27 protein-coding genes are annotated in these 25,771 nt (G+C 38.5%); 23 read left to right on the top strand and 4 right to left on the bottom strand.

Translation table 11 applies throughout. The annotated features are described in order from the left end of the window. Positions 1–17 precede the first annotated feature (17 nt). Positions 18–1,274: a phosphoribosylamine--glycine ligase gene (gene purD / locus ACHUE4_RS09460; protein WP_394189340.1), complete on the top strand. Its 1,257-nt coding sequence runs from the start codon at positions 18–20 to the stop codon at positions 1,272–1,274. Positions 1,275–2,335: 1,061 nt separating this feature from the next. Continuing rightward, entirely contained in the window at positions 2,336–2,941 is a 606-nt protein-coding gene (gene pcp / locus ACHUE4_RS09455) for a pyroglutamyl-peptidase I (protein WP_394189338.1), read from the top strand. 58 nt (positions 2,942–2,999) lie between these two features. On the opposite strand, the gene ACHUE4_RS09450 is transcribed toward pcp, so the two are convergent. Further along, a complete protein-coding gene (locus ACHUE4_RS09450; RefSeq protein ID WP_394189336.1) occupies positions 3,000–3,173 on the bottom strand; it encodes a hypothetical protein in 174 nt (57 codons plus the stop codon). 141 nt (positions 3,174–3,314) lie between these two features. On the opposite strand from ACHUE4_RS09450, the gene ACHUE4_RS09445 reads away from it, so the two are divergent. Genes ACHUE4_RS09445 through ACHUE4_RS09435 form a run of 3 tightly spaced genes read left to right on the top strand, consistent with a single transcriptional unit; the run spans position 3,315 to position 4,399 of the window. Next, on the top strand, positions 3,315–3,881 hold the full coding sequence (locus ACHUE4_RS09445; RefSeq protein ID WP_394189334.1) for a hypothetical protein: 567 nt from the start codon (positions 3,315–3,317) through the stop codon (positions 3,879–3,881). Between the two features lies 1 nt (position 3,882). Then, complete coding sequence (locus tag ACHUE4_RS09440) at positions 3,883–4,062, top strand: hypothetical protein (protein WP_394189332.1); 180 nt, start codon at positions 3,883–3,885, stop codon at positions 4,060–4,062. Positions 4,063–4,084: 22 nt separating this feature from the next. After that, entirely contained in the window at positions 4,085–4,399 is a 315-nt protein-coding gene (locus ACHUE4_RS09435) for a putative quinol monooxygenase (RefSeq protein WP_394189330.1), read from the top strand. A gap of 33 nt (positions 4,400–4,432) precedes the next feature. Here the strand turns inward: ACHUE4_RS09435 and ACHUE4_RS09430 are convergent, their stop codons facing one another. Then, entirely contained in the window at positions 4,433–4,615 is a 183-nt protein-coding gene (locus ACHUE4_RS09430; protein WP_394189328.1) for a DUF4083 family protein, read from the bottom strand. Positions 4,616–4,684: 69 nt separating this feature from the next. Between ACHUE4_RS09430 and ACHUE4_RS09425 the strand changes: the two genes are divergently transcribed. The 4 genes from ACHUE4_RS09425 to ACHUE4_RS09410 all read left to right on the top strand — a co-directional run bounded on the left by ACHUE4_RS09425 (position 4,685) and on the right by ACHUE4_RS09410 (position 6,990). Beyond that, a complete protein-coding gene (locus ACHUE4_RS09425) occupies positions 4,685–5,155 on the top strand; it encodes a GNAT family N-acetyltransferase (protein ID WP_394189326.1) in 471 nt (156 codons plus the stop codon). Between the two features lie 39 nt (positions 5,156–5,194). Next, the gene (locus tag ACHUE4_RS09420; protein ID WP_394189324.1) at positions 5,195–6,241 is read left to right on the top strand and encodes a tetratricopeptide repeat protein; all 1,047 of its coding nucleotides are present in this window, start codon (positions 5,195–5,197) and stop codon (positions 6,239–6,241) included. A 61-nt stretch (positions 6,242–6,302) separates the two neighbouring features. After that, positions 6,303–6,530: a hypothetical protein gene (locus ACHUE4_RS09415; RefSeq protein WP_394189322.1), complete on the top strand. Its 228-nt coding sequence runs from the start codon at positions 6,303–6,305 to the stop codon at positions 6,528–6,530. A 175-nt stretch (positions 6,531–6,705) separates the two neighbouring features. Next, positions 6,706–6,990, top strand: coding sequence for a DUF5316 family protein (locus ACHUE4_RS09410; RefSeq protein ID WP_394189320.1), 285 nt, complete (start codon positions 6,706–6,708; stop codon positions 6,988–6,990). A gap of 140 nt (positions 6,991–7,130) precedes the next feature. Here ACHUE4_RS09410 and ACHUE4_RS09405 read toward each other — a convergent pair whose 3' ends face one another. Continuing rightward, complete coding sequence (locus ACHUE4_RS09405) at positions 7,131–7,682, bottom strand: YgaP family membrane protein (protein WP_394189318.1); 552 nt, start codon at positions 7,680–7,682, stop codon at positions 7,131–7,133. Between the two features lie 189 nt (positions 7,683–7,871). On the opposite strand from ACHUE4_RS09405, the gene ACHUE4_RS09400 reads away from it, so the two are divergent. From ACHUE4_RS09400 to ACHUE4_RS09350, 11 genes are all read left to right on the top strand, one after another. Further along, positions 7,872–9,605, top strand: coding sequence for an adenine deaminase C-terminal domain-containing protein (locus ACHUE4_RS09400; RefSeq protein WP_394189316.1), 1,734 nt, complete (start codon positions 7,872–7,874; stop codon positions 9,603–9,605). Positions 9,606–9,618: 13 nt separating this feature from the next. Continuing rightward, positions 9,619–10,680 carry a DUF3048 domain-containing protein gene (locus tag ACHUE4_RS09395; RefSeq protein WP_394189314.1) on the top strand — a complete coding sequence of 354 codons (1,062 nt, stop codon included), beginning with the start codon at positions 9,619–9,621 and terminating at the stop codon, positions 10,678–10,680. A gap of 26 nt (positions 10,681–10,706) precedes the next feature. Continuing rightward, on the top strand, positions 10,707–11,027 hold the full coding sequence (locus tag ACHUE4_RS09390) for a YerC/YecD family TrpR-related protein (protein ID WP_394189312.1): 321 nt from the start codon (positions 10,707–10,709) through the stop codon (positions 11,025–11,027). A 104-nt stretch (positions 11,028–11,131) separates the two neighbouring features. Next, positions 11,132–11,824: a heptaprenylglyceryl phosphate synthase gene (gene pcrB / locus ACHUE4_RS09385; protein WP_394189310.1), complete on the top strand. Its 693-nt coding sequence runs from the start codon at positions 11,132–11,134 to the stop codon at positions 11,822–11,824. Between the two features lie 58 nt (positions 11,825–11,882). Beyond that, on the top strand, positions 11,883–14,114 hold the full coding sequence (gene pcrA / locus ACHUE4_RS09380; RefSeq protein ID WP_394189308.1) for a DNA helicase PcrA: 2,232 nt from the start codon (positions 11,883–11,885) through the stop codon (positions 14,112–14,114). Positions 14,115–14,184: 70 nt separating this feature from the next. After that, positions 14,185–16,191 (top strand): NAD-dependent DNA ligase LigA, encoded by a 2,007-nt coding sequence (gene ligA / locus ACHUE4_RS09375; RefSeq protein ID WP_394189306.1) that lies wholly within the window; start codon positions 14,185–14,187, stop codon positions 16,189–16,191. Between the two features lie 16 nt (positions 16,192–16,207). After that, a complete protein-coding gene (locus ACHUE4_RS09370) occupies positions 16,208–17,347 on the top strand; it encodes a CamS family sex pheromone protein (RefSeq protein ID WP_394189373.1) in 1,140 nt (379 codons plus the stop codon). A gap of 208 nt (positions 17,348–17,555) precedes the next feature. Beyond that, positions 17,556–17,846 carry an Asp-tRNA(Asn)/Glu-tRNA(Gln) amidotransferase subunit GatC gene (gene gatC, locus ACHUE4_RS09365; RefSeq protein ID WP_394189304.1) on the top strand — a complete coding sequence of 97 codons (291 nt, stop codon included), beginning with the start codon at positions 17,556–17,558 and terminating at the stop codon, positions 17,844–17,846. 22 nt (positions 17,847–17,868) lie between these two features. Further along, positions 17,869–19,335 (top strand): Asp-tRNA(Asn)/Glu-tRNA(Gln) amidotransferase subunit GatA, encoded by a 1,467-nt coding sequence (gatA, locus tag ACHUE4_RS09360; protein ID WP_394189302.1) that lies wholly within the window; start codon positions 17,869–17,871, stop codon positions 19,333–19,335. Beyond that, on the top strand, positions 19,335–20,765 hold the full coding sequence (gene gatB, locus ACHUE4_RS09355) for an Asp-tRNA(Asn)/Glu-tRNA(Gln) amidotransferase subunit GatB (protein ID WP_394189300.1): 1,431 nt from the start codon (positions 19,335–19,337) through the stop codon (positions 20,763–20,765). Before gatA ends, gatB begins: the two co-directional genes overlap by 1 nt. Before the next feature lie 293 nt (positions 20,766–21,058). Next, positions 21,059–21,901: a hypothetical protein gene (locus ACHUE4_RS09350; protein ID WP_394189298.1), complete on the top strand. Its 843-nt coding sequence runs from the start codon at positions 21,059–21,061 to the stop codon at positions 21,899–21,901. A gap of 332 nt (positions 21,902–22,233) precedes the next feature. On the opposite strand, the gene ACHUE4_RS09345 is transcribed toward ACHUE4_RS09350, so the two are convergent. Beyond that, positions 22,234–23,562 (bottom strand): TrkH family potassium uptake protein, encoded by a 1,329-nt coding sequence (locus ACHUE4_RS09345; protein ID WP_394189296.1) that lies wholly within the window; start codon positions 23,560–23,562, stop codon positions 22,234–22,236. A 279-nt stretch (positions 23,563–23,841) separates the two neighbouring features. Here ACHUE4_RS09345 and ACHUE4_RS09340 point away from each other — a divergent pair, with 279 nt between their 5' ends. From ACHUE4_RS09340 to ACHUE4_RS09330, 3 genes are all read left to right on the top strand, one after another. Continuing rightward, positions 23,842–24,609, top strand: coding sequence for an aminoglycoside adenylyltransferase domain-containing protein (locus ACHUE4_RS09340; protein ID WP_394189294.1), 768 nt, complete (start codon positions 23,842–23,844; stop codon positions 24,607–24,609). Between the two features lie 4 nt (positions 24,610–24,613). Then, positions 24,614–24,997: a hypothetical protein gene (locus ACHUE4_RS09335; RefSeq protein WP_394189292.1), complete on the top strand. Its 384-nt coding sequence runs from the start codon at positions 24,614–24,616 to the stop codon at positions 24,995–24,997. 128 nt (positions 24,998–25,125) lie between these two features. Further along, positions 25,126–25,767 carry an NUDIX hydrolase gene (locus tag ACHUE4_RS09330; protein ID WP_394189290.1) on the top strand — a complete coding sequence of 214 codons (642 nt, stop codon included), beginning with the start codon at positions 25,126–25,128 and terminating at the stop codon, positions 25,765–25,767. The last annotated feature ends 4 nt before the right edge of the window (positions 25,768–25,771 follow it).

The following is a 25,771-nucleotide window of genomic DNA, read 5'->3' as shown; positions in this document are numbered from 1 at the left end:
TGAAGGAGGAAGAACGAATGAAAGTATTAGTAATTGGCAGTGGTGGACGTGAAAATGCAATCGTTCGTCAATTTAAAAATTCTCCGTCTGTAACAGAGGTATTTGTAGCACCAGGAAATGACGGCATGAAACAAGACGCTACTTGTGTGGCGATTGAAGCGTTAGAGTTTGATATGCTGGTTGCCTTTGTTCAAGAAAATGCGATTGATCTGACATTCGTCGGACCTGAACAACCACTCGCTGCAGGAATCGTTAATGTTTTTGAAGCAGAAGGATTGCGCATTTTTGGTCCTACAAAAGAAGCCGCTCAAATTGAAGGCAGTAAATCATTTGCGAAAGAACTTATGAAGAAATACGGAATCCCTACAGCAGCTTACGAAACATTTACACATGTAGAAGAAGCGAAAGCGTATATTCGTGAAAAAGGTGCGCCTATTGTTGTGAAGGCAGATGGCTTAGCGGCAGGCAAAGGCGTAATCGTTGCCATGAACATGGAAGAAGCATTGAATGCGGTTGAAGATATGATCGGCAATCAAAAATTTGGTGAGTCCTCTTCACGTGTTGTGATTGAAGAATTCCTTGAAGGTGAAGAATTTTCCTACATGTCATTTGTTCACAAAGGACAAATCTATCCAATGGTCATCGCACAAGACCATAAGCGAGCGTATGACGGAGACCGTGGCCCAAATACAGGCGGTATGGGTGCATATTCACCAGTTCCACACATCTCTGATGAAGTGATTAGAGAAGCTTATGAATCTGTCATCGAACCGACTGTAGAAGCAATGGCAACAGAAGGTCATGCTTTTACGGGCATTCTATATGCCGGTTTGATTTTAACGGACGAGGGTCCAAAAGTGATCGAATTCAATGCCCGCTTTGGCGATCCGGAAACACAGGTTGTCCTTCCTCGTATGGCATCCGATTTCGGTGAATTCATGGATGCTCTTCTGAATGAAAAACCGTACGATTTAAAATGGTCGGATGATGAAATGTTAGGTGTTGTGATTGCTGCAGATAACTATCCGTACGATGTGAAAAAAGGTGCACCATTGCCCGATTTATCAAAGTTAGATAGTAGCTTACAAATTTTCCATGCTGGAACGAAAGAAGTCGATGGGAAATTTATCGGAAACGGTGGACGCGTACTATTAGTCACCGCCAAGTCACCATCTCTACAGGAATCACAAGAAAAAGTATACAAAGCGTTAACTGAGCTCTCATGGGATGGATTCTTCTATCGCCACGACATTGGCTGGCGTGCTTTTAAATAAAAGATGGAGACCCTTGAAAAACGATTGTTTTTCAAGGGTCTTTTTTGGTGAGTGGGGGTGAATGACGGCTCAGTTAGAATTTTGGGAGTCTTAGTTAGAATTGTGGCGATCTCAGTTAGAAAAACAGCGATCTCAGTTAGAATAATCGCCATCTCAGTTGTAATTACATAAAAGTAGAACAACGGCTCGTCACAGAAAACGGCTGCGAAAACGAAGTAGAAAGCCCAAATTATGTTTTTAAATGCTTGGAATGCCCCGCACGCTGTCGCTATGCAAGTGTTGCTATTGGTGAGTGGCCGCTCAGTTAGAATTTTGGGAGTATTGGTTAGAATTATGGCAATCTCAGTTAGATAAACAGCGATCTCAGTTAGAATAATCGCCATCTCAGTTGTAATTACATAAAAGTAGAACAACGGCTCGTCACAGAAAACGGCTGCGAAAACGAAGTGTGCAGCCCAAACTATGTTTTTAAATGCTTGTAATGCCCTCACGCTGTCGCTAAGAGGGTCTTGCTGTTGGTGAGTGGCCGCTCAGTTAGAAAAAATGGAGTCTTGGTTAGAATTATGGCGATCTCAGTTAGAAAAACAGCGATCTCAGTTAGAATAATTGTCATCTCAGTTGTAATTACATAAAAGTAGAACTACGGCTCGTCACAGAAAACGGCTGCGAAAACGAAGTGTGCAGCCCAAACTATGTTTTTAAATGCTTGTAATGCCCTTACGCTGTCGCTAAGAGGGTCTTGCTGTTGGTGAGTGGCTTAGGAAATTTCATTGGTTGCACTATTAAGAGTTGCTAAATGGAAAATAATTGTTAATCTTAAAGTATCTATAACAACTGAAATAGGTGAGCGGTTTTAAAATAAAAAAATTGCCATTTAGATTAGGAATAACCTTTTTGATGCTTTTCCAAATGTACATCATCATAACAAATTGGAAAGATGATTTTCAGTCAACCTTGTTTGCGATTATCATCCTTGTAGCTTGTGTGTTGTTGTTTCTGTTCGATCTTTTCTTTAGTAGAAATTCAAATGATTAATAGATTAATTTGATGAGGTGGTAAAGATGAAAACATTATTACTAACTGGTTTCGAACCGTTTCTTTCATTTACGATCAATCCTACAATGAAAATTGTCGAAGAATTAGATGGTCAAACGATTGGGGAGTATCGAATTGTTGGAAAGACAATGACTGTAGATTTCGCTCGTTCTGGCAACCAGTTACTTGAATTTATTCGAGAAACCAAACCCGATGCTGTTGTTTCACTTGGTCTAGCGGGTGGTCGTACGAAAATTACGCCTGAACGTGTTGCTATAAATGTGAAGGATGGCGATGCAGACAACGAAGGACATAAACCCGTCGATGAATCGATTCAAATGGACGGTCCTGCGGCGTATATGTCGACGTTGCCGATTCGTGAGATGGTGGACAAATTAAATGAGTCTGGATTCCCGGCAACTATTTCGAACACTGCTGGCACATACTTATGCAACAATGTCATGTATGAGGCGCTTCACTATGTAAAAACAAATAATCTATCGATTCCAAGTGGGTTCATTCATATCCCAGCATCTCACGAACTTGCGATTGAACATGGCAATATAGCTAGCTGGTCACACAATGATTTATTGGAAAGTATCTCGATTTGTCTTTCAGTTCTTTCAAAGTAACTTCTAACAAAAAAACGGTTTCTCCCGCATTGGAGTAACCGTTTTTTTTAGAATGTAATTAGTCGTTATCTAAGTCTTTATCTAGAAATGAAGATTTCTTAGTTTCAGCAATACCTAACTTTGCCTTAATCTGAGATAGCTCTCTGAGTATGATTTGAGTATTTAGCCAAGCTGCAATTGATGCGAAAATAGCTAAAACCAAAGTGATTGTAATAATAATGTTAATTGCCATGTGTTCTGCCCCCTTGTTGCTTATTGATTCATATTACTAATCTATATGTAGAATTTATACTTTGAAACCTTCCAACTATTGAAAACGTATTCTATTCAAACTCTCAATATATCTTTTTTGAATGAAAGGAGTGATCTGCTCGTGGAAGAAGTTAATTTAAATAAAAACAAAAAGAAATTATTGAAAATCGTGATGTTTACATTCATTATATTGGCGTTTGTACTAATTAGTATGCTGGAAGACATCGGTCAATTTATTAAGTTTCTACTATTTGATGTCATTGCAGTAAATGTGGTCGGTATTGTTTTAATTTCAGGAGGACTTTTTGCATTAATCTTTGGTCTTTACATGATGATCAGTCGGAAAGCCGTGAACCCAAGGGGAATGATCATTCCAACTGTTTTATTATCATCAATATTACTCATACTTGGATTCTTGTTAGCTGAAAATACAAATGATGATTTATCAGATGTTGCTAGTTATTTGAGTGGAAATGTAAGGGAAGAGAATGTCGTAATAACAGAATTCCAAGATGTATCAACCCCAGACGGACCGATTTATTACTATACATTTGAAGATGGAAGAACTTTTGAAGAAGGGTATCGAGGCAAGGGATTCAATGATGTAAAAGAAGGGGAATCCTATACTATTCGCTATTTGCCAAAAACCAAAAAGCTTTTGAGAATAGAAAATAAGGAGACTAATTAATTTGCATTATCTACTATTGCTATATCCGTTAATTGCAGTTCAATGGTTTTTGAATGTAGTGACATTGTTAGAGAAAATGAAAGATGGTAAGAATTATCATAACCAAAAATTACTTGGAGCTGTCTACTCCTTTTTCCTAGCGGTACCCGTACTCATGATTTTGATTAGAGTTTATGAATAAAGAAAATAAGAGGAGGATTATGATGAAATTCGGTTTATATGGCAAGTTCGTTATAAAAGAAGGCGAGCGACACACGATGGTGAATATATTGTTAGATGCAGCGAAATCAATGGAAGACTTGGATGAATGCGAAGTTTACCATGTGCACATTTCAGAAGATGAGCCCAATTCTGTATTTGTATACGAAGTGTGGAGCAATGAATCAGCTCATCAAGCATCATTAAACTTAAAATCCACTAAAACCTTAATTAAACAAGCGATGCCACTCATTACGGGAATGGAAAGAATCAGTACCTTAACACCAATGGGTGGAAAAGGTTTTGCGAAGTTTGATTGAAATAAAAAAAGACATCAAGGGATGTCTCAATAACTACTTAGAATCTTTTTCGAGTAGATCAATGATTCGATCTAGTTTTAGTTCAATTTCTTTCGAATGATTGTTTCGCGGTGTTGCATTAATTAATAATCTTTTAATAAACAACGTGAAAGAAATTACTCCTATTACTGACAAAGCTAATAAAACGATTATGTAGAAAAATGAAAGTACGTCCATATTGACCTCCTAAAACAATTTTACTAATTATACCATATGAGAATAATACCTATTTAAAGGAGTTATAAAATGATTAGTTTTGAAAAAATGAACAATCAAGAGTTTGAAAAATATATAGATTTTATGAAAAAGGAATATGCACAAGACATTTCGGCTAATTTTTCTCTACCAATGGATAAAGCTTTAGAAGAATCAGAGATGATGGTGAAGAATACATTTTCTGACGGTTTATTGACAGAAGGACAATACATATTTAACATCAGTGATTCGAATTCGAATTCGAATACGAACGTAGGAATTATTTGGTTCAATGTTAATACTGAAATAAATAGAGCGTTTTTATATCATATTTTTATCGATGAACTTCATAGAAATAAAGGATACGGAACAAAAGCTCTGAAGGCACTGGAAGTCAGGGTAAAGGAACTCGGAATGGATTCCTTAGCGCTTAGCGTGTTCGGAAAAAACGAGGGAGCTTATAACCTTTATAAAAAGTTAGGGTATACTACATCCTCTATATCCATGCACAAAGTTATTTAATTTAAATGCCTAGTTCTTTTACGGAAGTGAGGTAATGATATGGAAAATGATTTATCCCGCGCTTTAGAGTTACGGAGAAAAGGACGATTGATTGAATCCAATCAGGTAATTATGGAATTATTGCTGCTAGATTCTCATAACGCTTCATTACACTATCAACGAGCGGTCGGTCTTGATATTTTGGGACAAGAGATTGAGTCGATTCCGTATTATGTGAAAGCAATTGAACTTGGATTACCGAATAATGAACTCGAATATGCTTTTGTAGGATTAGGCACTATTTATCGTTCTCACGGACGTTTTTTGGAATCGAAAGCACTATTTGAACTTTCAATTAGTGTATTTCCAGGAAAAGAGCAAATGAAAGTGTTCTACGCTATGGCTCTCTATAATTTAGGCGAGTATAGAAAAGCAATGGAGTTTTTAATTGATGTACTCAGCTGGACGACAACAAATCAAGACATCTTAAAGCATTATCGTGCGATCAGTTATTTAGGTCACAGATTAGATTCGAGCAGTGACGAAATCGTACAGCTTACGAAGGGTTCTAAGAAAATAAACCAAAGTGAAAAGTCGATAGTAAAAAAAGTTTCAGAGGGACTTAAAAACGTTAGCATAGGTGGATTTCATACTTGTGAAGCCAGTGAGTTTGACGACTATTACTTATATTTCAATAACCCTGATTTTGATACTCGAAAGTCTTCTCTAGCAGAATTCACGGTGATGCTAGGAAATTGGCATTCGAAATGTAGCTTTCCCTTTACGCCTCAACATGACCGAAAATACGATGGATATTTTGCACCTTATGAGCCAAGTCATGAATTGAATAATTATGTTGAAGCATTCGTTTTACATCACGAGCAAATTAAACAAGACTTTCCGATTATGTTTAAATATATTGTTCGATTTTTATTGGAAATTGAAGAAGAGTATCAAATACCTTATGAACTGAAGTTTCCAGAAGTTAATGGAGGGCTATTTTCAATATTAAGAAAAGATGTTTTGATACCAAATCGATATTTATTAAATAAGGACAAGGACTTTAACATGTTTTTAAAAGAAGCCGGAATACCGGAAATTTATTAATTTCTTGAAATGACGAACAAGGTATCATTTTCGCTAATGACAATGGATTGAAGGTGATTAAGTGACTGAAATATTTTTAATTTTAATATTCATTGGACCCTTAATTGGTATTCTGATTTGGACCTATAGAAATCCTAAGGAAAGTATTTTATGGGGAAGACGATGGGCTTATAAGGAAGAACCGAAAATAACTGAAGGTGCAATCAGTTATGTGAAATTCACATCGATGATTGGTATTGGCGTATTGATATTTATGATATTTATTATTCTGATTGAGAGCAGAAGATAAAGTTGATTGGCCTGGCTATTAATGAAATTAATGAAATTAATTCAGCGCGAAACCCATTAGGCAACTAACTAATGCTTTTGTTGAATATTGAATATAGAAAAGCTTGTTTTCACCCGAATAAATGAAACGAATTCCCATTCAAAGCCGTATAGAAATATATGGGAGGTGAGTTCGGATGAAATACTTTTTAGTTGGCGTTATTGTTTCTGTTGTTGCACTAGTCATTTCATACATCGCATTAGGCAGTGACCAGACTTATGTCATTCCAGGAGGAATAGGGTTTTTCTTTATTATCATTTCAATGCTTTTTTCAGGGTTGATGGTAAATGGTGATAAAATGAGAGCAAATTTCGCCACTGAATCAGATGTTGATCGTCGAGAAAGAACTCAGACAGCTGTTCGATCGGGTTTAATTGGTTTACCGAATATGCTTTTAGCAGGATTTCTATATTTTTTATGAAATGAAAGCGAAAACAGCTACTCCTCGAAACTTTAGGAGTAGCTGTTTTCTTTTATTGGCGAAACATGTTCATAATTTGGCGTTACCAACAATTATTCTGGCTCAACGTGTCTATAATCTGTCGTTACACGCATCTACCATCAAGAACTCGACCAACCAGCTTTCGTTCCAACTACACCAGTTCCATTACCCATACCGTTGTTGTTCGTTGATGAACCAGTCGACTTATTAGCATTTCCATTCCCATTATTGCCTGCATTGCTACCAGATCCCATACCTGTCCCAGTAGAAGTGTTGCCACTCATAGCGTTAGCGGCCATGCCAGCTACTCCCATGGCAGCATTGGCCATAGTTCCACCAGCCATGCCACCGCCAGATCCACCTGCAGTCCCTCCAGCCGCGCTTCCACCGCTAGCCATATTCATTCCTTTGTTTGCGAAGTCTTTCATTAGTTGGCCGACTTCGGGTACGCCAGTATGACCTGTCATGCCACTTTGTTGCATCATGGCTTTCATTGGACAATATTTGACGGTGCCTTCTGCTGCTTTCATAGCGCCTAGAGCGACTAATAAGCGACCTTTGTTGCATTGTGGGTTTCGAGAGAGTTTAGCCGTGCCATAAGCGAGCATACTAAGACCCATTGTTAGTCGTGCGAGGGCGTTGCGCGTGCTGATGTTTTGAGATTGTGACATTTTCGTGTTTCCTCCTATCTGAATTTTCAAAATTGTGTCCTTGCCGTCTGTATTTTCCAATATTGCTATGCTAAGATAAAGGATATACAGCTTGTCCGGAACTTAGGATGGGCTGCTATCTTTTCTAATACGGATAATCGATTCGTATGGAATCCTTAAAATCCGGCACATGAAAGGAGAATGGAATCGTTGCAACATCCATTGTGGAAAATCGAAGAAATTCGTCATCAACTAAAAATTGTTGATGGAAAAGCTTGTCCTGATAAGATCATTACAAATGCAACATACTTACATAGTGTTTTTAAAAAATGGGTACAAGGGAATATTTGGATTTCCAAAGACCGAATTGTTTATGCTGGACCTGAACTCCCAGCTTCAACGGATGGGGCGGAAGTGATTGATGCCAGTGGACAATATATTGTGCCTGGTTATATCGAACCGCATGTTCATCCATTCCAGCTTTATCATCCCCAATCTTTTGCTGATTATGCGTCTCAATTAGGGACGACTACTTTTCTATCAGACAATTTAATTTTGTTTTTATTGCTTGAAAATGAGAAAGCGTTTTCAATTTTGGATCAGTTAAATGAACTGCCATTTTCGTTCTATTGGTGGGCTCGGTTTGATTCGCAAACGGAACTTGAAAATGAAGATGAGTTGTTTACCACGAAATCAATTGGTGAGTGGTTAGAGCGACCTGAAGTGTTGATGGGCGGAGAGTTAACCGCTTGGCCACGACTTTTAGCTGGAGATGATCAGATGCTGTATTGGTTACAATCAGCGAAAATGAAGGGCAAGAAAATCGAGGGACATTTCCCTGGTGCATCTGAGAGAACTCTTGCACGCATGCGCTTACTAGGTTCAGATGGTGACCATGAAGCCATGACGGTTGAGGAAGTGGAACGCCGCTTACTTCATGGATATGCGGTTACGTTAAGACATTCATCGATACGTCCAGACTTGCCAAATCTATTAAAAGAAATGGTCGAGAAGGAAATGAACGTCTTCGATCATGTCATGATGACAACAGATGGCTCGACGCCTTCATTCCATCTAGATGGCGTGATGGATAAGTGTATTCAAGTGGCGCTTGATGCTGGGGTAAAACCAATTGATGCGTATTTAATGGCTTCATACAATGTAGCGAGGTATTACAATATGTCCAATCTCCATGGTTTTATTGCCACAGGTAGATTTGCCACTATGAACTTCCTTGAATCCGAAACAAATCCAGTGCCAGTGAGTGTTCTTTCAAAAGGTGTTTGGTTAAAACGTGATGGCGAGAGAGTGATGAATCTTCCGAAAATCGATTGGTCTGGGCTCGGTGAACTTGAGCTCCCGTTTGATATGCACGAAGGCGATTTCGAATTCTCGATGCCGTTTGGAATTGAGATGGTCAACGATGTGATTACGAAACCGTATAGTGTTTCTATTCATATTGGGGAAGATCGATTAAGCAGTGATCATGACGAAAGCTTTTTAATGCTCGTGGATCGACAAGGCAAGTGGCGTGTCAATACGATGATTAAAGGGTTTGCCACATCTGTGCAGGGTTTTGCCTCGTCTTACTCGAATACAGGGGATATCATTCTGATCGGGAAGAGTCGAAGAGACATGCTGATAGCTTTCAATGAAATGAAACGTCGCAAAGGTGGAATCGTGTTAGTTGAAGAAGGCGAAGTGGTAGCAGATATTCCTCTGACGATTGGTGGGGGTCTTTCATCAGAGAGTGTTGAAGTACTGATTGAACAAGAATTAGCCTTGAAAAAAGCACTTTCAGAGCGAGGTTATAAATATGGCGATGCCATCTACACTTTGTTGTTCTTACAATCTACGCATCTACCATACGTTCGAATTACACAACGTGGGATTTATGACGTCATGAAAAAATCAGTATTGTTCCCTTCGTTTATGAGATCGTAAGGGGGATGGGGAAATGAAGAAGTATTTAGTAGCTGTGTTCGCGGTGTTACTTATTTCAGGTTGTTCAAAAGACAAAGAAGAATCAACCGAAATAGCAAAAGACGATGAAGAAAAAGAAATTGAAGTCGTCGACATGACAGATGGAGAAGAAGAAGTCGAAGTGATTCTACCCTATCAAGCGCCATTTACTGGTGTTCGCGGAGAAGAAGAGTTCACGAATCGTCCAGTGCTAGTCACGATTAATAATCATCCACACGCTCGTCCGCAATCTGGTATTGCGCAAGCAGACATTGTCTACGAAATGGTAGCGGAAGCTAACGTAACGAGATTACTAGCTTTATATCAAAGCGAACTGCCTGAACGAATTGGACCGGTTCGAAGTGCGCGTGATTATTTCATTGAAATCGCAAATGGGCTTGATGCATTTTACGTCGCACATGGATACAGTCCAGAAGCACGCCAAATTCTAGCTTCAGGTGTAGTCGACCATATAAATGGGATGCAGTATGATGGAACGCTTTTTAATCGATCGAAGGATCGGAAAGCGCCACATAATTCATATACGACTGGGGAACACGTTTTGCAAGGGATGGAAAAAGTAGGAGCGAGCATTGAAATCGAAAAGATGCCGCCTTTTTCTTATTATGAGTCTGCAGAAGGAGCGAAAATGGGTGCGATCGCAAGTGTGATTGATGTTCGTTTTGGTGTAAGTGAAGACTTCCACCATGTCTACACGTATGATACACTTACTCAACAATACTCGCGTTCTTCAGGTGGTCATTTAACGACGGATAAAGACACGCTTGAACAAGTGAGTTTGTCGAACTTACTCTTTTTTGAAGTTCCACACCAAACCATCGATGACCAAGGAAGACAACAGCTTAACCTAACATCTGGCGGTCGTGCATATTTATTTCAAGCAGGTATTATGAAAGAAATCGAATGGCAACAAATAGATGGCATTCTCGTTCCAATGGAAAACGGATTGCCGGCCATGTTAGTTCCAGGAAAGTCTTGGGTTCACTTAGTGAAAACGAAACCGGGTATGGAACAGATGGTGACATTTAGTCCTTAAGAAACATAAGAAAGGAGGGTCCATTCATGCAAATAGAAAAAATTCGCGGACATCAAACTGAACAATTATTTAAAGCTGTTTTAGAATTAAAAGACATCGAGGAATGTTATCGATTCTTTGACGATCTATGCACAATAAGCGAAATCCAATCTCTTGCTCAACGATTTGAAGTGGCCCATTTACTTCGTCTGAAAAAGACATATGAAGTCATTAAAAACGAAACTGGGGCAAGTACAGCTACTATCTCGCGTGTTCGACGCTGTTTCGATTACGGCAATGATACATATGATGAGATGCTTGGAAGATTATATCCTGACGAAAAACCATTTCAATTCCCTAAAGACTGATTAGAGACCATCTCTAGTCAGTTTTTTTGTTATACTAATAAGATAGGTAAAAACTGATTTTCGTATTGGATGTTAATACCGAATTTAACGATAGGTGGCTGACCATGGACTACTTGAAATGGCGACATGTGTTTAAACTAGATCCTGCAAAAGAGATATCTGACGAAAACTTAAGGAAAGTGTGTCAGTCTGGAACCGATGCCATCATCATAGGCGGTACAGATGGAGTGACACTCGAGTTAGTCTTGGATTTACTCATGCGTGTACGTCATTATAAGCTCCCAGTCGTCCTAGAAATATCAAATGTAGAGTCAATCTCACCAGGGTTTGACTATTATTTTATTCCCACTGTACTCAATAGCTCGAACACGAAATGGGTGAAGGAACTCCATCTAGATGCCATAAAAGCATATGGCGATTTTATGGATTGGGACGAGCTCATCCCTGAGGGCTATTGTATTTTAAATAAAGATTGTAAAGCGGCCATCGTGACGGATGCGAACACAGAGCTTTCACAAGAGGACGTCGTTGCTCATGCACGATTAGCCGAGAATTTCTTCAAGTTACCGATATTCTACATGGAATACAGCGGTATATATGGAAATCCTCATATGGTTGCAGCAGCTAAAGATGTGCTAAACCACACGCGTCTATTTTATGGTGGTGGAATTACGTCCATCGAACAAGCGAAAGAAATGGCTACTTACGCAGATACAATTGTCATCGGAAATCATCTATATGACAATCTTGATGAAGCTTTATTAACAGTAGAAGCAGTTAAATCAGAGGCTTTTTGACATTGATTCAAAACAGCTTATAATAGAAGAACAAATGTTTGGTAAAGGACGGTGCAAAATGGAATTACTCGTAAAAAACTTATTAAACGGGATGAATCCTGAACAAGAACAAGCAGTAAAAGCAACGGAAGGACCCCTCCTCATAATGGCAGGAGCGGGATCTGGTAAAACGCGTGTCTTAACGCACCGCATCGCTTATTTAGTTGTGGAAAAAGACGTCTATCCTTCAAAAATTTTAGCAATTACATTTACGAATAAAGCGGCTCGTGAAATGCGAAATCGGATCGATGGATTACTTGGGAATGGAACAGGCGACCGTATGTGGGTTTCAACATTCCACTCCATGTGTGTTCGAATTCTTCGAAGAGATATTGACCGCATTGGCTATTCGAAAAGCTTTTCGATTTTAGATACAAGTGATCAATTAACCGTCATTAAACGAATCTTAAAAGATCAAAATATCGACCCCAAAAAATATGATCCACGCTCGATGTTAAATGCCATAAGTTCAGCTAAAAACGAATGCATTGATGCGGCAACATTCCAAAGCCAAGCCAATCAATTCAATCCTTTCGAGAAAACAGCGGCGGAAGTGTATACTGCCTACGACAAACGCCTACGGAAAAACCAGTCACTTGATTTTGATGATTTGATTATGACGACGTTGACACTCTTTAACCGTGTTCCTGAAGTACTGGAATTCTATCAAAACAAATTTCAGTATATTCATGTGGATGAGTACCAAGATACAAACAAAGCTCAGTATGATTTAGTTCAAATGCTGGCGAAAAAGTTTGGCAACCTTTGTGTAGTAGGAGATTCCGATCAATCCATATACAGATGGCGTGGAGCGGATATTCAAAACATCATGTCGTTTGAAAAAGATTATCCTCAAGCACGAGTTATCATGCTTGAGCAAAACTATCGTTCGACGCAACGCATCCTAAAAGCAGCCAATGACGTCATTGTTAATAACACAGGTCGTTATCCGAAAGAACTTCGAACAGAAAATAAGTCGGGTGAACCGATTCGAGTGTATAAAGCTTACGATGAACAACAAGAAGCACAATTTGTTGTGAAAACCATTCAAGAAATCATGGAAACCGATGGTCGTACATTAAACGACTTTGCGATTCTTTACCGAACAAATGCACAGTCTCGTGTAATGGAGGAAGTTTTAGTGAAGTCGAACATGGGTTACACCATTGTCGGCGGAACGAAGTTCTATGATCGAAAAGAGATTAAAGATCTACTCGCATACTTACGTCTTATAGCGAACAATGAGGACGATTTGTCGTTGTCACGTGTAATTAACGAACCTAAACGTAATATTGGCGCTACATCGTTTGAGCGAATGGCTCGATTTGCGATTGAACAAGATCGTTCAATTTTTGATGCACTTCAAGAAGTTGATTTCATGGGACTTCCTGCACGCGCAGCAAATGAAGCGGCCAAGTTCCATGCATTAATTGAGGGTTTTTCGAAAATGCAGGAATTTTTATCGGTAACAGAACTTGTTGAACAGGTGCTAGACAAAACCGGTTATCGTAATATGCTTCGCAATGAAAAAACCATCGAAGCAGAAAGCCGATTAGAAAATATAGAAGAGTTTTTATCCGTAACGAAAGCTTTTGAAGAGCGCAGTGATGATAAATCGCTCGTTACTTTCTTAACTGACTTAGCCCTTATTTCCGATTTAGACAAGCTAGGAAGCGAAGAAGATGAGTCGAAAGGCAATATCGTATTAATGACAATGCATGCTGCAAAAGGACTTGAATTCCCAGTGGTCTTTATCGTAGGTATGGAGGAAAATGTGTTTCCTCACTCAAGGTCCATTGGCGATACCGATGAAATGGAAGAAGAACGTCGACTTGCTTACGTAGGTATTACACGTGCTGAAGAGCGCTTGTATTTAACATGTGCACAGTCTCGTACATTATTTGGACGCAGCGGTTACAACAACCCATCTCGATTTATCGCTGAAATTTCAGATGATATTATGGAGCAAGTGGTCTTAAAACAACAAGCCGGGTCGAATCGGACGACGACAACAAGTCGCTCAACGGGCACCACAACACGTGCTGCCGTTCAACGTCCCGTTTATAAAACTTCTGGTGGAGACAAACTAGGATGGCAAGTTGGAAGTAAAGCACTTCATAAGAAATGGGGAGAAGGAACGGTCGTTAGTGTTCGTGGAGAAGGTGAAAACACGGAACTAGACATTGCTTTCCCAAGCCCAACTGGTATTAAACGATTATTAGCGAAGTTTGCGCCGATTGAAAAAGTATAAATTTTAAAGGAATTGCTACTTTCAATAACTTTTAAGACTTGAATTATATGATCCGAGCGGAGGAACAAAAATGGATAAAGTGCAATTGGAACAACGTGTAAAAGAACTAAATCAGCTGTTGCATGATACTGGATATGCCTACTACGTACTGGACAAACCGCTCGTGCCAGATGCTGTATATGATCAGTACTTACAAGAGCTGATTGAAATTGAAACAGAATTTCCCGATTTAATCTTCCCAGATTCGCCCACTCAACGTGTTGGAGGGACGATTTTACAAGGGTTCAAAAAAGTCGCACATACGTATCCAATGCTAAGTTTATCGAATGCATTTGGACGTGATGACTTAGATGACTTTGATCGACGAATTCGTGGAAGCATCGGCGATTCGTTCTCGTATGTATGTGAGCTAAAAATTGATGGACTTGCGATTTCTCTTACCTATGAAGAGGGAGTCTTCGTTCGTGGTGCTACTCGTGGAGATGGTCGAGTGGGAGAGGATATTACCGAAAACCTCAAAACCATTCGTGCGATTCCGTTACGTTTGAAGAAACCTGTTACGATTGAAGTTCGCGGTGAAGCGTATATGCCTAAAAAATCCTTTTTAGCTTTGAATGAACAACGAGTGGCCAATGAAGAAGAAAAATTTGCGAATCCACGAAATGCAGCAGCTGGTTCGCTTCGTCAATTGGATCCTAAAATAGCAGCAAGTCGCAATCTCTCCATTTTTGTTTACGGGATTGGTGGAGATGGAGAAGCACTTGGACTTGATGGGCATGCTGAAGCGCTTGATTACTTAGATGAACTTGGTTTTCAAACGAATAAAGAACGTAAACTTTGCCAGTCCATTGATGAAGTGCAAGCTTACATCGAGAAATGGACAGAGCAACGACCAAACCTGCCGTATGAAATTGATGGCATTGTGATTAAAATTAATCGCTACGTACATCAGCAAGATCTTGGGTTTACCGCAAAGAGCCCAAGATGGGCAACTGCGTACAAATTCCCAGCTGAAGAAGTGAAAACGAAACTTCTTTCGGTAGAATTGACGATTGGTCGAACAGGTGTCTTAACGCCAACGGCTATTTTGGAACCGGTTCAAGTAGCTGGTACCACTGTGGGAAGAGCTTCTTTACACAATGAAGACCTTATTCGTGAAAAAGATATTCGCATTGGAGATACCGTCATCATCCGAAAAGCGGGAGATATTATTCCTGAAGTTGTCTCTGTCGTTCTCGCTGAACGAAATGAAGAGTCTATCCCATTTGAAATGCCGACAGATTGTCCGGTTTGCGAAAGTGAGCTTGTCCGCATAGAAGGGGAAGTGGCTTTACGATGTGTGAATCCACAATGCCCTGCTCAAATTACAGAGGGCTTGATTCATTTTGTATCTAGAAATGCGATGAACGTAGATGGACTTGGTGAAAAGGTCGTCGAGCAATTATTCCGTGAAGGACTTATTCATGACGTTTCTGATTTATTTACATTAACGAAAGAACAGCTTGTTCAACTAGATCGCATGGGTGAAAAATCAGCTACAAATTTAGTGGAGTCGATAGAAGCGTCTAAACAAAATTCGATGGAACGTGTGTTATTCGGTTTGGGGATTCGTCATGTAGGTGAAAAAGCAGCTAAAATTTTATCCGAAGAGTTTGGAGATATGTTCGCTTTATCAAATGCAACAAGTGAACAACTCGTTTCAATTCATGAAATAGGCGATAAAATGGCGGATTCCGTTATTCGTTATTTTGATAATGAAGAAGTTAAAGGCCTCCTCAAACGTCTACAAGAATATGGAGTCAATCTTTCTTATACAGGTAAAAAAGTAGACACTTCTAATTTAAATCATCTATTAACTGGTAAAACAGTTGTATTAACCGGGAAATTAGAACAATTGACACGTCAAGAAGCAAAAGAGAAAATAGAACAAGTAGGCGGCATTGTATCAGGGAGTGTCAGTAAAAAAACCGACATCGTCATCGCAGGTGAAGATGCGGGATCTAAACTCGACAAAGCAAATAGCTTAGATATTCCTGTGTGGGATGAAAATCGCTTAATCGAAGAACTAAACCAGTAAAGGAGTCCTTCATATGATCAAACGAATCAGCTGGATTCCGGCCATGATTTCTTTATCTTTAATAGTCGGATGTGTTCCATCCATGACCAACGATACAGAAGTGATTCAAGAAATCGATAGTGAAGTTGAAACAACCACCATTCCAAATCTTCAACTTTCTGATCAGTATTACCGTACGTTATTGCCTTACGAAAAGAGTGCTAGCCGAGGCATGATCGTTTCAAATGTCAACTCAAAGTATGATGTCAAGGAAGTAGAAAATGGGCTGACTCGTATTTCGCAGCGCTCTTATTCACCCGATAAATATTTCTTCCAAGAAGGTCAAATGTTAGATGCTGAAGTGATCAGTTCTTGGTTGTCAAGAAAATCTGAAGAACAACCACTTGGATTAAACCCATCAGTGACTAAAGATATGACTCCTGAACAAAGAGCTACACAAGCACCGATGTACTTGGCACACATATTAGAACAAAATTATTTAGTGAAGACAGATGATAACAAAGTTAAACTTGACGGAATTTCGATTGGATTGGCATTAAACTCGATTTATTATTATCAAAAAATCCAATACGGTCCAACATTCGAAGAACCGATACCAGAAAGTGCTTTGTTGGAACAAGGTAAGAAAATGGCCAATGAAATTGTTGCTAGAATGCGAACAATGGAAGGTCTAGAGAATGTCCCAATTACAATTGGTTTATTCAAACAAGAGAGTCGTAACTCGATTGTGCCGGGAACCTATATGGCATTTGGAAACGCATCTGAAGGTAAAGGCAGTATTGGAGAATGGACACCTATAAACGAGGAATTTATATTGTTCCCGCAACCGATTACCGAAGAAAAATATCGTGAAATGGATAATGCTTTTAAAAAATTTAAGCAAGACATTGATGAATATTTTTCGAATTATACAAGTGTAATCGCCACTGGTTTCTATCAGGATGATTTGGTGAAAAAAGTGACCATTGATATCCCAATTCAGTTTTATGGCTCAGCAGAAATTATAGGTTTCACGCAATATATGGCGGGCTCTGTTATTAAACGTTTCCCAGATTCGATTCAAGTTGAAGTGAGCGTGACGTCTATAAACGGACCCGAAGCATTTTTGATTAAAAAAGCAGGAGACAAAGAGCCGTACGTACATATTTATGATTGATTTTTCATGAATATATCGATACTGCTAGAAGACGTTCTGTAAAAGAGGGAAATTTCAAACTGAAAACAGACTTTCGCATCTGTAGTTCTAGCGAGCCATATTGCAAGATGGTTTTAATGCATGAGACAGCACTTGAGCTGTCTCTATTCTTTTAGGCTGAAAAATGATATGATAGTCGGTATGATTGTCGAATTCGGAGGTGTATAAAATGGCGAATATTTCAAAAGAAGAAGTGAAGCACGTTGCGCATTTAGCGCGTCTTGCCATTACAGAGGAAGAGGCTGAAAAGTTTGCAGGTCAGCTTGCAGCGATTACTAATTTTGCGGAGCAATTAAATGAGCTTGATACAACGGATGTAGAACCTACTACACACGTTTTACCACTTGTAAATGTGTTACGCGAAGACAAATCGATTCCTGGTCTAGACCGAGAAAAAATGATGAAAAACGTTCACGAGCAAGAAGCGGGACAAGTTAAAGTACCAACCATTCTAGAATAGACCAGAGCAAGGAGTGAACCCAATGACATTATTCAACCACAAAGCATCTGAACTTCAAGCTCTACTACATAAAAAAGAAATTTCGATTGCTGATCTTACAGCTGAATCTTTCAAACGAATCGAAGCAGTAGACGCAGATGTAAATGCCTTTTTGGCTTTAAATAAAGAAAAAGCAACCGCTCAATCAAGCGAAATGGACCAAGTGCCATTTGAACAACGTGGGCCATTATTTGGTATGCCAATCGGTGTGAAAGATAACATCGTGACAGAAGGATTAGAAACAACAAGTGCATCAAAAATTCTCCAAGGATTTAACCCAATTTATGACGCAACAGTTGTACATAAACTTCGTGCAGCTGGACTCGTAACAGTTGGTAAACTGAATATGGATGAATTCGCTATGGGTTCTTCGAATGAAAACTCTGCGTATAAAATCACACGTAATCCTTGGGACTTAGATCGTGTACCTGGAGGGTCTTCAGGTGGTTCCGCTGCATCAGTAGCTGCTGGTGAAGTACCATTTTCTCTAGGTTCAGATACAGGTGGATCGATTCGTCAACCTGCAGCATTTTGTGGTGTAGTTGGAATGAAGCCAACATATGGTCGCGTTTCACGTTATGGCCTTATCGCTTTTGCTTCTTCATTAGATCAAATTGGTCCGATTACACGCACAGTAGAAGACAATGCCTTTTTACTAGAAGCGATTTCAGGTGTAGATGCAAGTGATACAACGTCGGCAAATGTTGATGTGCCTAGTTTTGTAAAATCACTAACAGGTGATATTAAAGGACTTCGAATTGCTGTACCATCAGAATACTTAGGTGAAGGTGTTGGAGAAGCAGCGAAACAATCTGTTTTGGATGCTTTGAAAGTACTTGAAACTTTAGGCGCAACATGGGAAGAAGTTTCATTGCCACATTCAAAATATGGTTTAGCAACTTACTACTTACTTTCATCTTCTGAAGCATCATCAAACTTAGCTCGTTTTGACGGAATCCGTTATGGTTTCCGTGCTGACAATGTAGGATCCCTTATGGATCTTTACAAAAAAACACGCGCACAAGGATTTGGTGACGAAGTAAAACGACGTATCATGCTTGGAACATACTCGTTGAGTGCAGGTTCTTATGATGCGTACTATAAAAAAGCACAACAAGTGCGTACATTGATCAAAAATGATTTCGATCAAGTATTTGAAAAGTATGACGTTATTATTGGACCAACTACTCCAACTCCAGCTTTCAAAGTTGGCGAGAAGAATGATGATCCATTAACGATGTATGCAAATGATATTTTAACAATTCCAGTTAACTTAGCGGGTGTACCAGGAATTTCGATTCCGTGTGGATTTGCTGATGGTATGCCACTAGGCTTGCAAATTATCGGGAAACACTTTGATGAAGCGACAATTTACCGTGTTGCACATGCTTACGAGCAAGCAACAAGCTTCCACAAACAAACTCCTCAAATTTGGGAGGGAGCTAAATAATGAACTTTGAAACAGTTATTGGATTAGAAATCCACGTTGAACTAAAAACAGATTCAAAAATGTTCTCACCTTCACCTGCACATTTTGGTGCAGAACCTAATACAAATACACATGTAATTGACCTTGGATACCCAGGTGTTTTACCTGTTGTAAATAAACGCGCAATCGAATTCGGAATGAAGGCTGCAATGGCACTTAACTGTGAAATTTCAACGCATACAAAATTCGATCGCAAAAACTATTTCTATCCGGATAATCCGAAAGCGTACCAAATCTCACAATACGACAAACCAATCGGTGAACATGGTTGGGTTGAAATTGAAGTAGACGGTTACAAAAAACGCATCGGAATTACTCGTCTTCACTTAGAAGAAGATGCAGGTAAACTATCTCATACGGATAAAGGCTACTCACTTGTCGATTACAACCGTCAAGGTACGCCGTTAATCGAAATCGTTTCAGAGCCAGATATTCGCACGCCTGCAGAAGCATATGCTTATCTGGAAAAAGTAAAATCAATTATCCAGTACACGGGTGTATCTGATTGTAAGATGGAAGAAGGGTCACTTCGTTGTGATGCAAATATTTCTTTACGTCCATATGGTCAAGAACAATTCGGTACAAAAGCAGAGCTGAAAAACTTAAACTCTTTCAACTACGTTCGTCGCGGTTTAGAGCACGAGCAAGTTCGTCAAGCGGAAGTACTTCTTTCAGGTGGCGAAATCCTGCAAGAAACACGTCGATTTGATGAGTCAACAGGGAAAACATTGTTAATGCGTGTCAAAGAAGGATCTGACGATTATCGTTATTTCCCAGAGCCGGACTTAGTGGATCTTGTGATCGACCAAGAATGGATGGACCGTATCCGTGCAGAAATTCCTGAATTGCCAGATGCTCGTAAAGAACGGTATGTAAGTGAATTAGGTTTACCAGCATACGATGCAATGGTTTTAACTTTGACGAAAGAAATGTCCGATTTCTTTGAATCAACGATTCACTTGGGTGCGGATACGAAACTTGCTTCCAACTGGATGATGGGTGAAGTATCAGCTTATCTAAACGTTGATCAAAAAGAATTACATGACACGAAACTTACGCCAGAAGGTTTAGCTGGAATGATCAAGTTGATCAGCGACGGGACGATTTCTTCGAAAATCGCGAAAAAAGTATTCAAAGAACTTGCTGATAATGGTGGAACTGCTGAACAAGTTGTAAAAGACAAAGGCTTAGTTCAAATATCAGACGAAGGTGCTCTTCGTGACATCGTGACTCAAACATTGGATGCGAACCTGCAATCAATTGAAGACTTCAAAAATGGTAAGGATCGTGCAATTGGATTCTTAGTTGGTCAAATCATGAAAGCAACAAAAGGCCAAGCTAACCCACCACTTGTAAATAAAATCTTACAAGAAGAAATTGCAAAACGATAAATTTTAAAAAACAAAGTTTGTACCTGAAAATGGTGCAAACTTTGTTTTCAAATTTCATAACTGTGAAATAAATCGACTCCTTCAATGCGGAGTCGTTTTTTTATTGTTTGAAACTCCTAAACTAGTTGGAAAAGTACTGATAACCCTTTATTAGTAAGTGTGTTGATTCTTAAGGTACATAAAATCCGAAATAAAATTAGATTCTATAGACCTATTGTTTTTTCAAAAATATGAGTTTATTTATATTCGAATTAGTCAATAGACTATTAATACTAATTTGGAGGGATTTATTAATGAAAAAGGTTTTGTTATTTACAGCTCTTATCGGATTAGGTTTTGCGGGTGGAACGATTATGCCTACGGTTATGGCAGATTCAGAGGATTCAAAAAATGAAAATTGCAACTGTGCATGTGGTCATGGTGAAACAACCGTTATGCTTATGCCAACAGGAAGTGACATGTTATTAACAACAGGTTTAATCGAAGCAATCTCAAATGATAGTGACAATTCTCTTTCAAAAGAAGAGCTGGTAACAATCTTAACTGAAATACAAACTGAACAAGCTGAATTAAATGATCAAACAGCTGTAATGGGCGTTTCAACTGAATTACCAGAAAGTGAAACTACTGCGACGGTAAATTCTTATCGAGAAATGATTCAACGTTTCATTACAAGCAGCAAAACAACAACTGAAGAAGTGATTGAAACTGAAGAAGTTACAGGGACAAACAATGGTTTAACATCAATATTAGGAATTAGCACGATTATGAATCAAGAATCTTCAAGAACAACAGAAACAAAGAAAACAAAAAATAATAACGGTTTAGGAAATGGATCAGAAGAAGCAGATGGCACAAGCAGCGATGTCAAAGGTGTTGACCCTTCAAATCCAGGTAAAGCCCAAACAAAAGCAAAATCTACAACAAATAGTAATTCAAGTGTGAAATCAACAAATTCAACTAAGAACAATTCAACTTCAACTTCAACTTCAACAAAATCAAAAGAGAAAAAAGAAAAAAACAATAACGGTCTTGGAAATGGTTCTGAACCAGCAGATGGAACTAGTACCGATATCAAAGGTATTGATCCTTCGAATCCAGGAAAAGGAAGTTCGAAAAATAATGCAGGCAATTAATGATTGTGCTTAAGACATAATATGTATGAAACAGTGCATTTCTCAACGAATTACACTGTTTTATGCATATTACAGAATAGGAAGTTAGGTAGATGTTCTCGCGAAAGTGAGGACATCTTTTTTGTGTGAGAGGAATTGGCGCATTCTCGATTTCGTGGGGTGTATTCGAGGATTCGCTGGGTATATTCAAGGATTCAGTAGACGTATTCTCCATTTCATCCAACACATTCAAGCATTCAACAGTCCAATTCAAAAATTCATGATTTCCACACAATTCAGGACGAGAGAAAAACGACCCATCGACAAGTTTCTTGTCAATGAGTCGTCATATATCATCCCGTAAACACTTGATCATAAGGATATCGGTAATTCACTTTTTTCGGTTTCATTAAAATAAAGAAAATCGTCAACGGACCTATACGTCCTACAAACATGACCATGCTAAGTAAAACTTCGCCGAGATCAGAGAGTTGTGACGTAATACCCATTGATAGTCCGACTGTACCGAATGCCGATACGACTTCAAAGGCGAGCGGTAAAAATGGTAATGTCTCCGTTACAGTTAGTAAGAATATGAATGACACCACTAGCAGTAACCCAATCGTGGTTATCGCCAATGAACGAATGACCGTTTCTAATCGAATAGAACGACCAAAGATTTCGGGCTCTCCACGAGAACGTAAAAATGCCATAGTGGCTAAAATAACGACAATGAATGTGGTTAATTTTATTCCTGAGGCAGTAGATGCACTACCAGCACCAATGAACATGAGAAACATTGTAAATAACAAAGTTGGATCTTCCATAACCCCATAGTCTAATGTGTTGAATCCAGCAGTACGTGGAGTTACTCCTGAAAAATAGGATGCCATTATTTTTTCATACATTGGCAAATCACCAATCGTTTGAGCATTATTAAATTCAAGAGCAAAAATAACAAGTGTCGCAAAAATATTTATAATCACGGTTCCAGCAATCATTAACTTCGTATGTAATGACCACTGTCGAAAATATTGCTTTTGATATAAATCAATTACGACAGTAAACCCAAGACCACCGAGTATAAAGAGCGATGACAAGATCAAGTTCACGATCGGATCGCCAACAAAGCCCATCAAATTATCAGGAAATAAAGAAAATCCTGCATTATTAAATGCGGAGATGACGTGAAATAAACTCAAATAAAACGAATCTTTCAATCCAAAATCCTCAAACCAGTAAATCGTTAAAATAATGGTAGCTACCGCTTCCACTGTTAGAACAAAAGTGAGGATTAAACGAACCAATTTGACAATCCCACCAACCGAATTTTGATTAAATGACTCCTGTAAATAAATTCGGTTTTGCAGTCCCACTCGTTTTCCCAATACAATCAACAACGCGACTGCAAATGTCATTAACCCAATCCCACCACATTGAATGAGAACCAATAATACGAGCTCTCCGAACAACGTCAAAGTTGTCCCAGGATCGAATACACTTAATCCAGTAACAGTTGTAGCTGAAGTAGCTACAAACAACGCATCCGTCCATGATATCCATGTAGTCGTTGCAAATGGCAGCTTCAACATCGCCGTCCCAAGAGCAATAAGGAATAAAAAACTTCCTGCAATAGCTAGCGGAGGCGAGATTGAAAAGCGTTTCTTTTTAATGGTCCTCATACAGACACTTCCTAAGTTGAAAGAATTCAAAATAATACTAAACATTATGCCTCTTTTTTAATGATGTCAATAAGAATATTTATTTATGGTTTCTTAATTAATAAATTCAGATAAGTGCAAAAATGCGTAAAATTAATTACCAACATCTGTTAATATTAATGGGAGGTAGTAACTCTTAAGTTGAATTTCAATAAATGATTGAGGTAGCTTAGGTGGAATCAAAAAATCCAGTATTAGTTAAACCGTATAAAATCTTAGCTTAAAAAAGCAGGTGAAAAGATGTCTGTTAAACAATATCTAAATGAAATCCTCGAAGTATTTAAAGATGAATTACATGACAATTTAGTTGGTGTTTATTTGCATGGTTCTTTAGCTATGGATTGTTTCAATCCAAATAAGAGTGACGTGGATGTATTAGTTGTTTGTGAAAGGGAAATCTCAAATGACATCAAGATGAGAATCATTAAGAGATTGTTAGAGGTCACATCGGGAAATCCAAATCAATTGGAAATGAGTATCATCTTAAAAAAATATGTATCCACATTTGTCTACCCTACACCATTTGAGTTGCATTATTTCCATCCTCGATATTTAGAAGATGAGACCTACATATGTGGAGGACCAGGCTTTGAAGATTATGATTTAGCTGCACATATGATGATCACCTATCACCGGGGAAGAACATTATTTGGAGAAGAAATAAAAACAATCTTCAAACCGATTAAGCGAGAATATTATATCCACTCAATAATGAATGATATTGAAGATGCGACACAAGAGGTTATTAAAAATCCCGTTTATTTCACGTTGAATTTATGTAGAGTTTTGCTGTATCTCAAAGAAGACAAGATATCTTCGAAAAAAGAAGGCGGGCTATGGGGGCTTAAAAATCTTCCAAGTGAATTTCAGACGATTGTAAGAGAAACTTTAGATGTCTACATAGGAAGAACTTCAGAAACGAATTTAGATAATGAAGAATTAGTTCGATTCGCAAATTGGATGTTAAAGGCATGCTATCAATTGAAAAGTATTAGGTTAGAGGAGTAAATCAATGAAAACTTTGGTGATGCTTATACTTTTGATCATAACTCTTCTTTTAGTCGGTTGCGGTATGGCTGATGGAGGTCGAGTAACCGCACGTGAGTTGTTAAAACAATATCCTAATGAGGATATATTCCAATTTGAAGGTCGCATTTTCGGTAATGTGACTGAAGTTGAATGGGTCAAACAAAAAACAAGTTCATTTACTAAGTACGATCTTTTAGGTGAAATAAAATATCAATCAACTAAAAGATTTGGATTCAAGGACTTACAAGCAACGAAATTACCTGTTGGAACAAAATTCTATTCTACAAGTGAAGAAGGATATGGTGGTTTTTTAATCGTTGAACTTGACGGGGAAGAATACTTTTACCAAGAAATGCTTGAAGGTTAAAAGGTTTATTTCGGTATGGCGGTGCTGTCGGTAGGTATTTTAGTGAATAAAGACTTTATTATGATAGACCAAACAAAAACCAGCAGAGCAGTTTTTTTACATTAGTTAGAGGGGACCAGGAGGAAATTATGGAGACTGAACGATTAAAAATTATGGATCATAAGAGAAACCAAATTGGAATCGCTACTCGGAAAGAAGTACATCGATTAGGGTTTTGGCACGACGCATTTCATTGCTGGTTTATTAGCGAAGAAAATGAAAAAAATTATATTTATTTGCAGCATCGAAGTAATTCTAAAAAAGATTATCCCAACCTTTTGGACATAACTGCAGCCGGGCATATACTGTCAACTGAGACAATAGAAGAAGGTGTACGGGAGATTAAAGAAGAATTAGGTATTAATGTATCTTTCCAAGAGTTAGTTCCATTGGGTGAAGTTGAGTATAGTGTGACAAAGCCTAACTTTATAGACAATGAAATTGCACATATATTTTTATTCAAAAATCATAAGAGCTTCGAAGAATTTTCGTTAGATAAAGATGAAGTAGCAGGGCTCTTTAAAGCTGAATTTAATAACTTTTCGGAGATGTTTTTTGGGAATCGAGAAGAACTGTTTGTAGAGGGTTTTGAAATAAATGAATTAGGTGAAAAATCTTTCATAAATAAAGTGGTAAACATAAATGACTTTGTACCTCATCAATTATCCTACTATCGATTTGTTATTCAGAAGATTAATGAGAGGTTAACTAGTAATGTCAACCTAGATTAAAATT

It is taken from the genome of Paenisporosarcina quisquiliarum, from assembly GCF_043641925.1.
Taxonomy (GTDB): domain Bacteria; phylum Bacillota; class Bacilli; order Bacillales_A; family Planococcaceae; genus Paenisporosarcina; species Paenisporosarcina quisquiliarum_A.
The sequence above is the reverse complement of the archived record's forward strand: the minus strand, read 5'-3'. Positions and strand labels throughout refer to the sequence as shown.

Bases quoted from the DNA above. Each gene is read 5' to 3' on its own strand.
- ACHUE4_RS09405 (WP_394189318.1), bottom strand. From the start codon at position 7,682: ATGTCACAATCTCAAAACATCAGCACGCGCAACGCCCTCGCACGACTA.
- gatB (WP_394189300.1), top strand. From the start codon at position 19,335: ATGAACTTTGAAACAGTTATTGGATTAGAAATCCACGTTGAACTAAAA.
- ACHUE4_RS09435 (WP_394189330.1), top strand. From the start codon at position 4,085: ATGAAATTCGGTTTATATGGCAAGTTCGTTATAAAAGAAGGCGAGCGA.
- ligA (WP_394189306.1), top strand. From the start codon at position 14,185: ATGGATAAAGTGCAATTGGAACAACGTGTAAAAGAACTAAATCAGCTG.
- ACHUE4_RS09420 (WP_394189324.1), top strand. From the start codon at position 5,195: ATGGAAAATGATTTATCCCGCGCTTTAGAGTTACGGAGAAAAGGACGA.
- pcrA (WP_394189308.1), top strand. From the start codon at position 11,883: ATGGAATTACTCGTAAAAAACTTATTAAACGGGATGAATCCTGAACAA.
- pcp (WP_394189338.1), top strand. From the start codon at position 2,336: ATGAAAACATTATTACTAACTGGTTTCGAACCGTTTCTTTCATTTACG.
- ACHUE4_RS09410 (WP_394189320.1), top strand. From the start codon at position 6,706: ATGAAATACTTTTTAGTTGGCGTTATTGTTTCTGTTGTTGCACTAGTC.
- gatA (WP_394189302.1), top strand. From the start codon at position 17,869: ATGACATTATTCAACCACAAAGCATCTGAACTTCAAGCTCTACTACAT.
- ACHUE4_RS09430 (WP_394189328.1), bottom strand. From the start codon at position 4,615: ATGGACGTACTTTCATTTTTCTACATAATCGTTTTATTAGCTTTGTCA.
- ACHUE4_RS09450 (WP_394189336.1), bottom strand. From the start codon at position 3,173: ATGGCAATTAACATTATTATTACAATCACTTTGGTTTTAGCTATTTTC.
- ACHUE4_RS09335 (WP_394189292.1), top strand. From the start codon at position 24,614: ATGAAAACTTTGGTGATGCTTATACTTTTGATCATAACTCTTCTTTTA.
- purD (WP_394189340.1), top strand. From the start codon at position 18: ATGAAAGTATTAGTAATTGGCAGTGGTGGACGTGAAAATGCAATCGTT.
- ACHUE4_RS09390 (WP_394189312.1), top strand. From the start codon at position 10,707: ATGCAAATAGAAAAAATTCGCGGACATCAAACTGAACAATTATTTAAA.
- ACHUE4_RS09330 (WP_394189290.1), top strand. From the start codon at position 25,126: ATGGAGACTGAACGATTAAAAATTATGGATCATAAGAGAAACCAAATT.
- ACHUE4_RS09425 (WP_394189326.1), top strand. From the start codon at position 4,685: ATGATTAGTTTTGAAAAAATGAACAATCAAGAGTTTGAAAAATATATA.
- ACHUE4_RS09395 (WP_394189314.1), top strand. From the start codon at position 9,619: ATGAAGAAGTATTTAGTAGCTGTGTTCGCGGTGTTACTTATTTCAGGT.
- pcrB (WP_394189310.1), top strand. From the start codon at position 11,132: ATGGACTACTTGAAATGGCGACATGTGTTTAAACTAGATCCTGCAAAA.
- ACHUE4_RS09350 (WP_394189298.1), top strand. From the start codon at position 21,059: ATGAAAAAGGTTTTGTTATTTACAGCTCTTATCGGATTAGGTTTTGCG.
- ACHUE4_RS09345 (WP_394189296.1), bottom strand. From the start codon at position 23,562: ATGAGGACCATTAAAAAGAAACGCTTTTCAATCTCGCCTCCGCTAGCT.
- ACHUE4_RS09340 (WP_394189294.1), top strand. From the start codon at position 23,842: ATGTCTGTTAAACAATATCTAAATGAAATCCTCGAAGTATTTAAAGAT.
- gatC (WP_394189304.1), top strand. From the start codon at position 17,556: ATGGCGAATATTTCAAAAGAAGAAGTGAAGCACGTTGCGCATTTAGCG.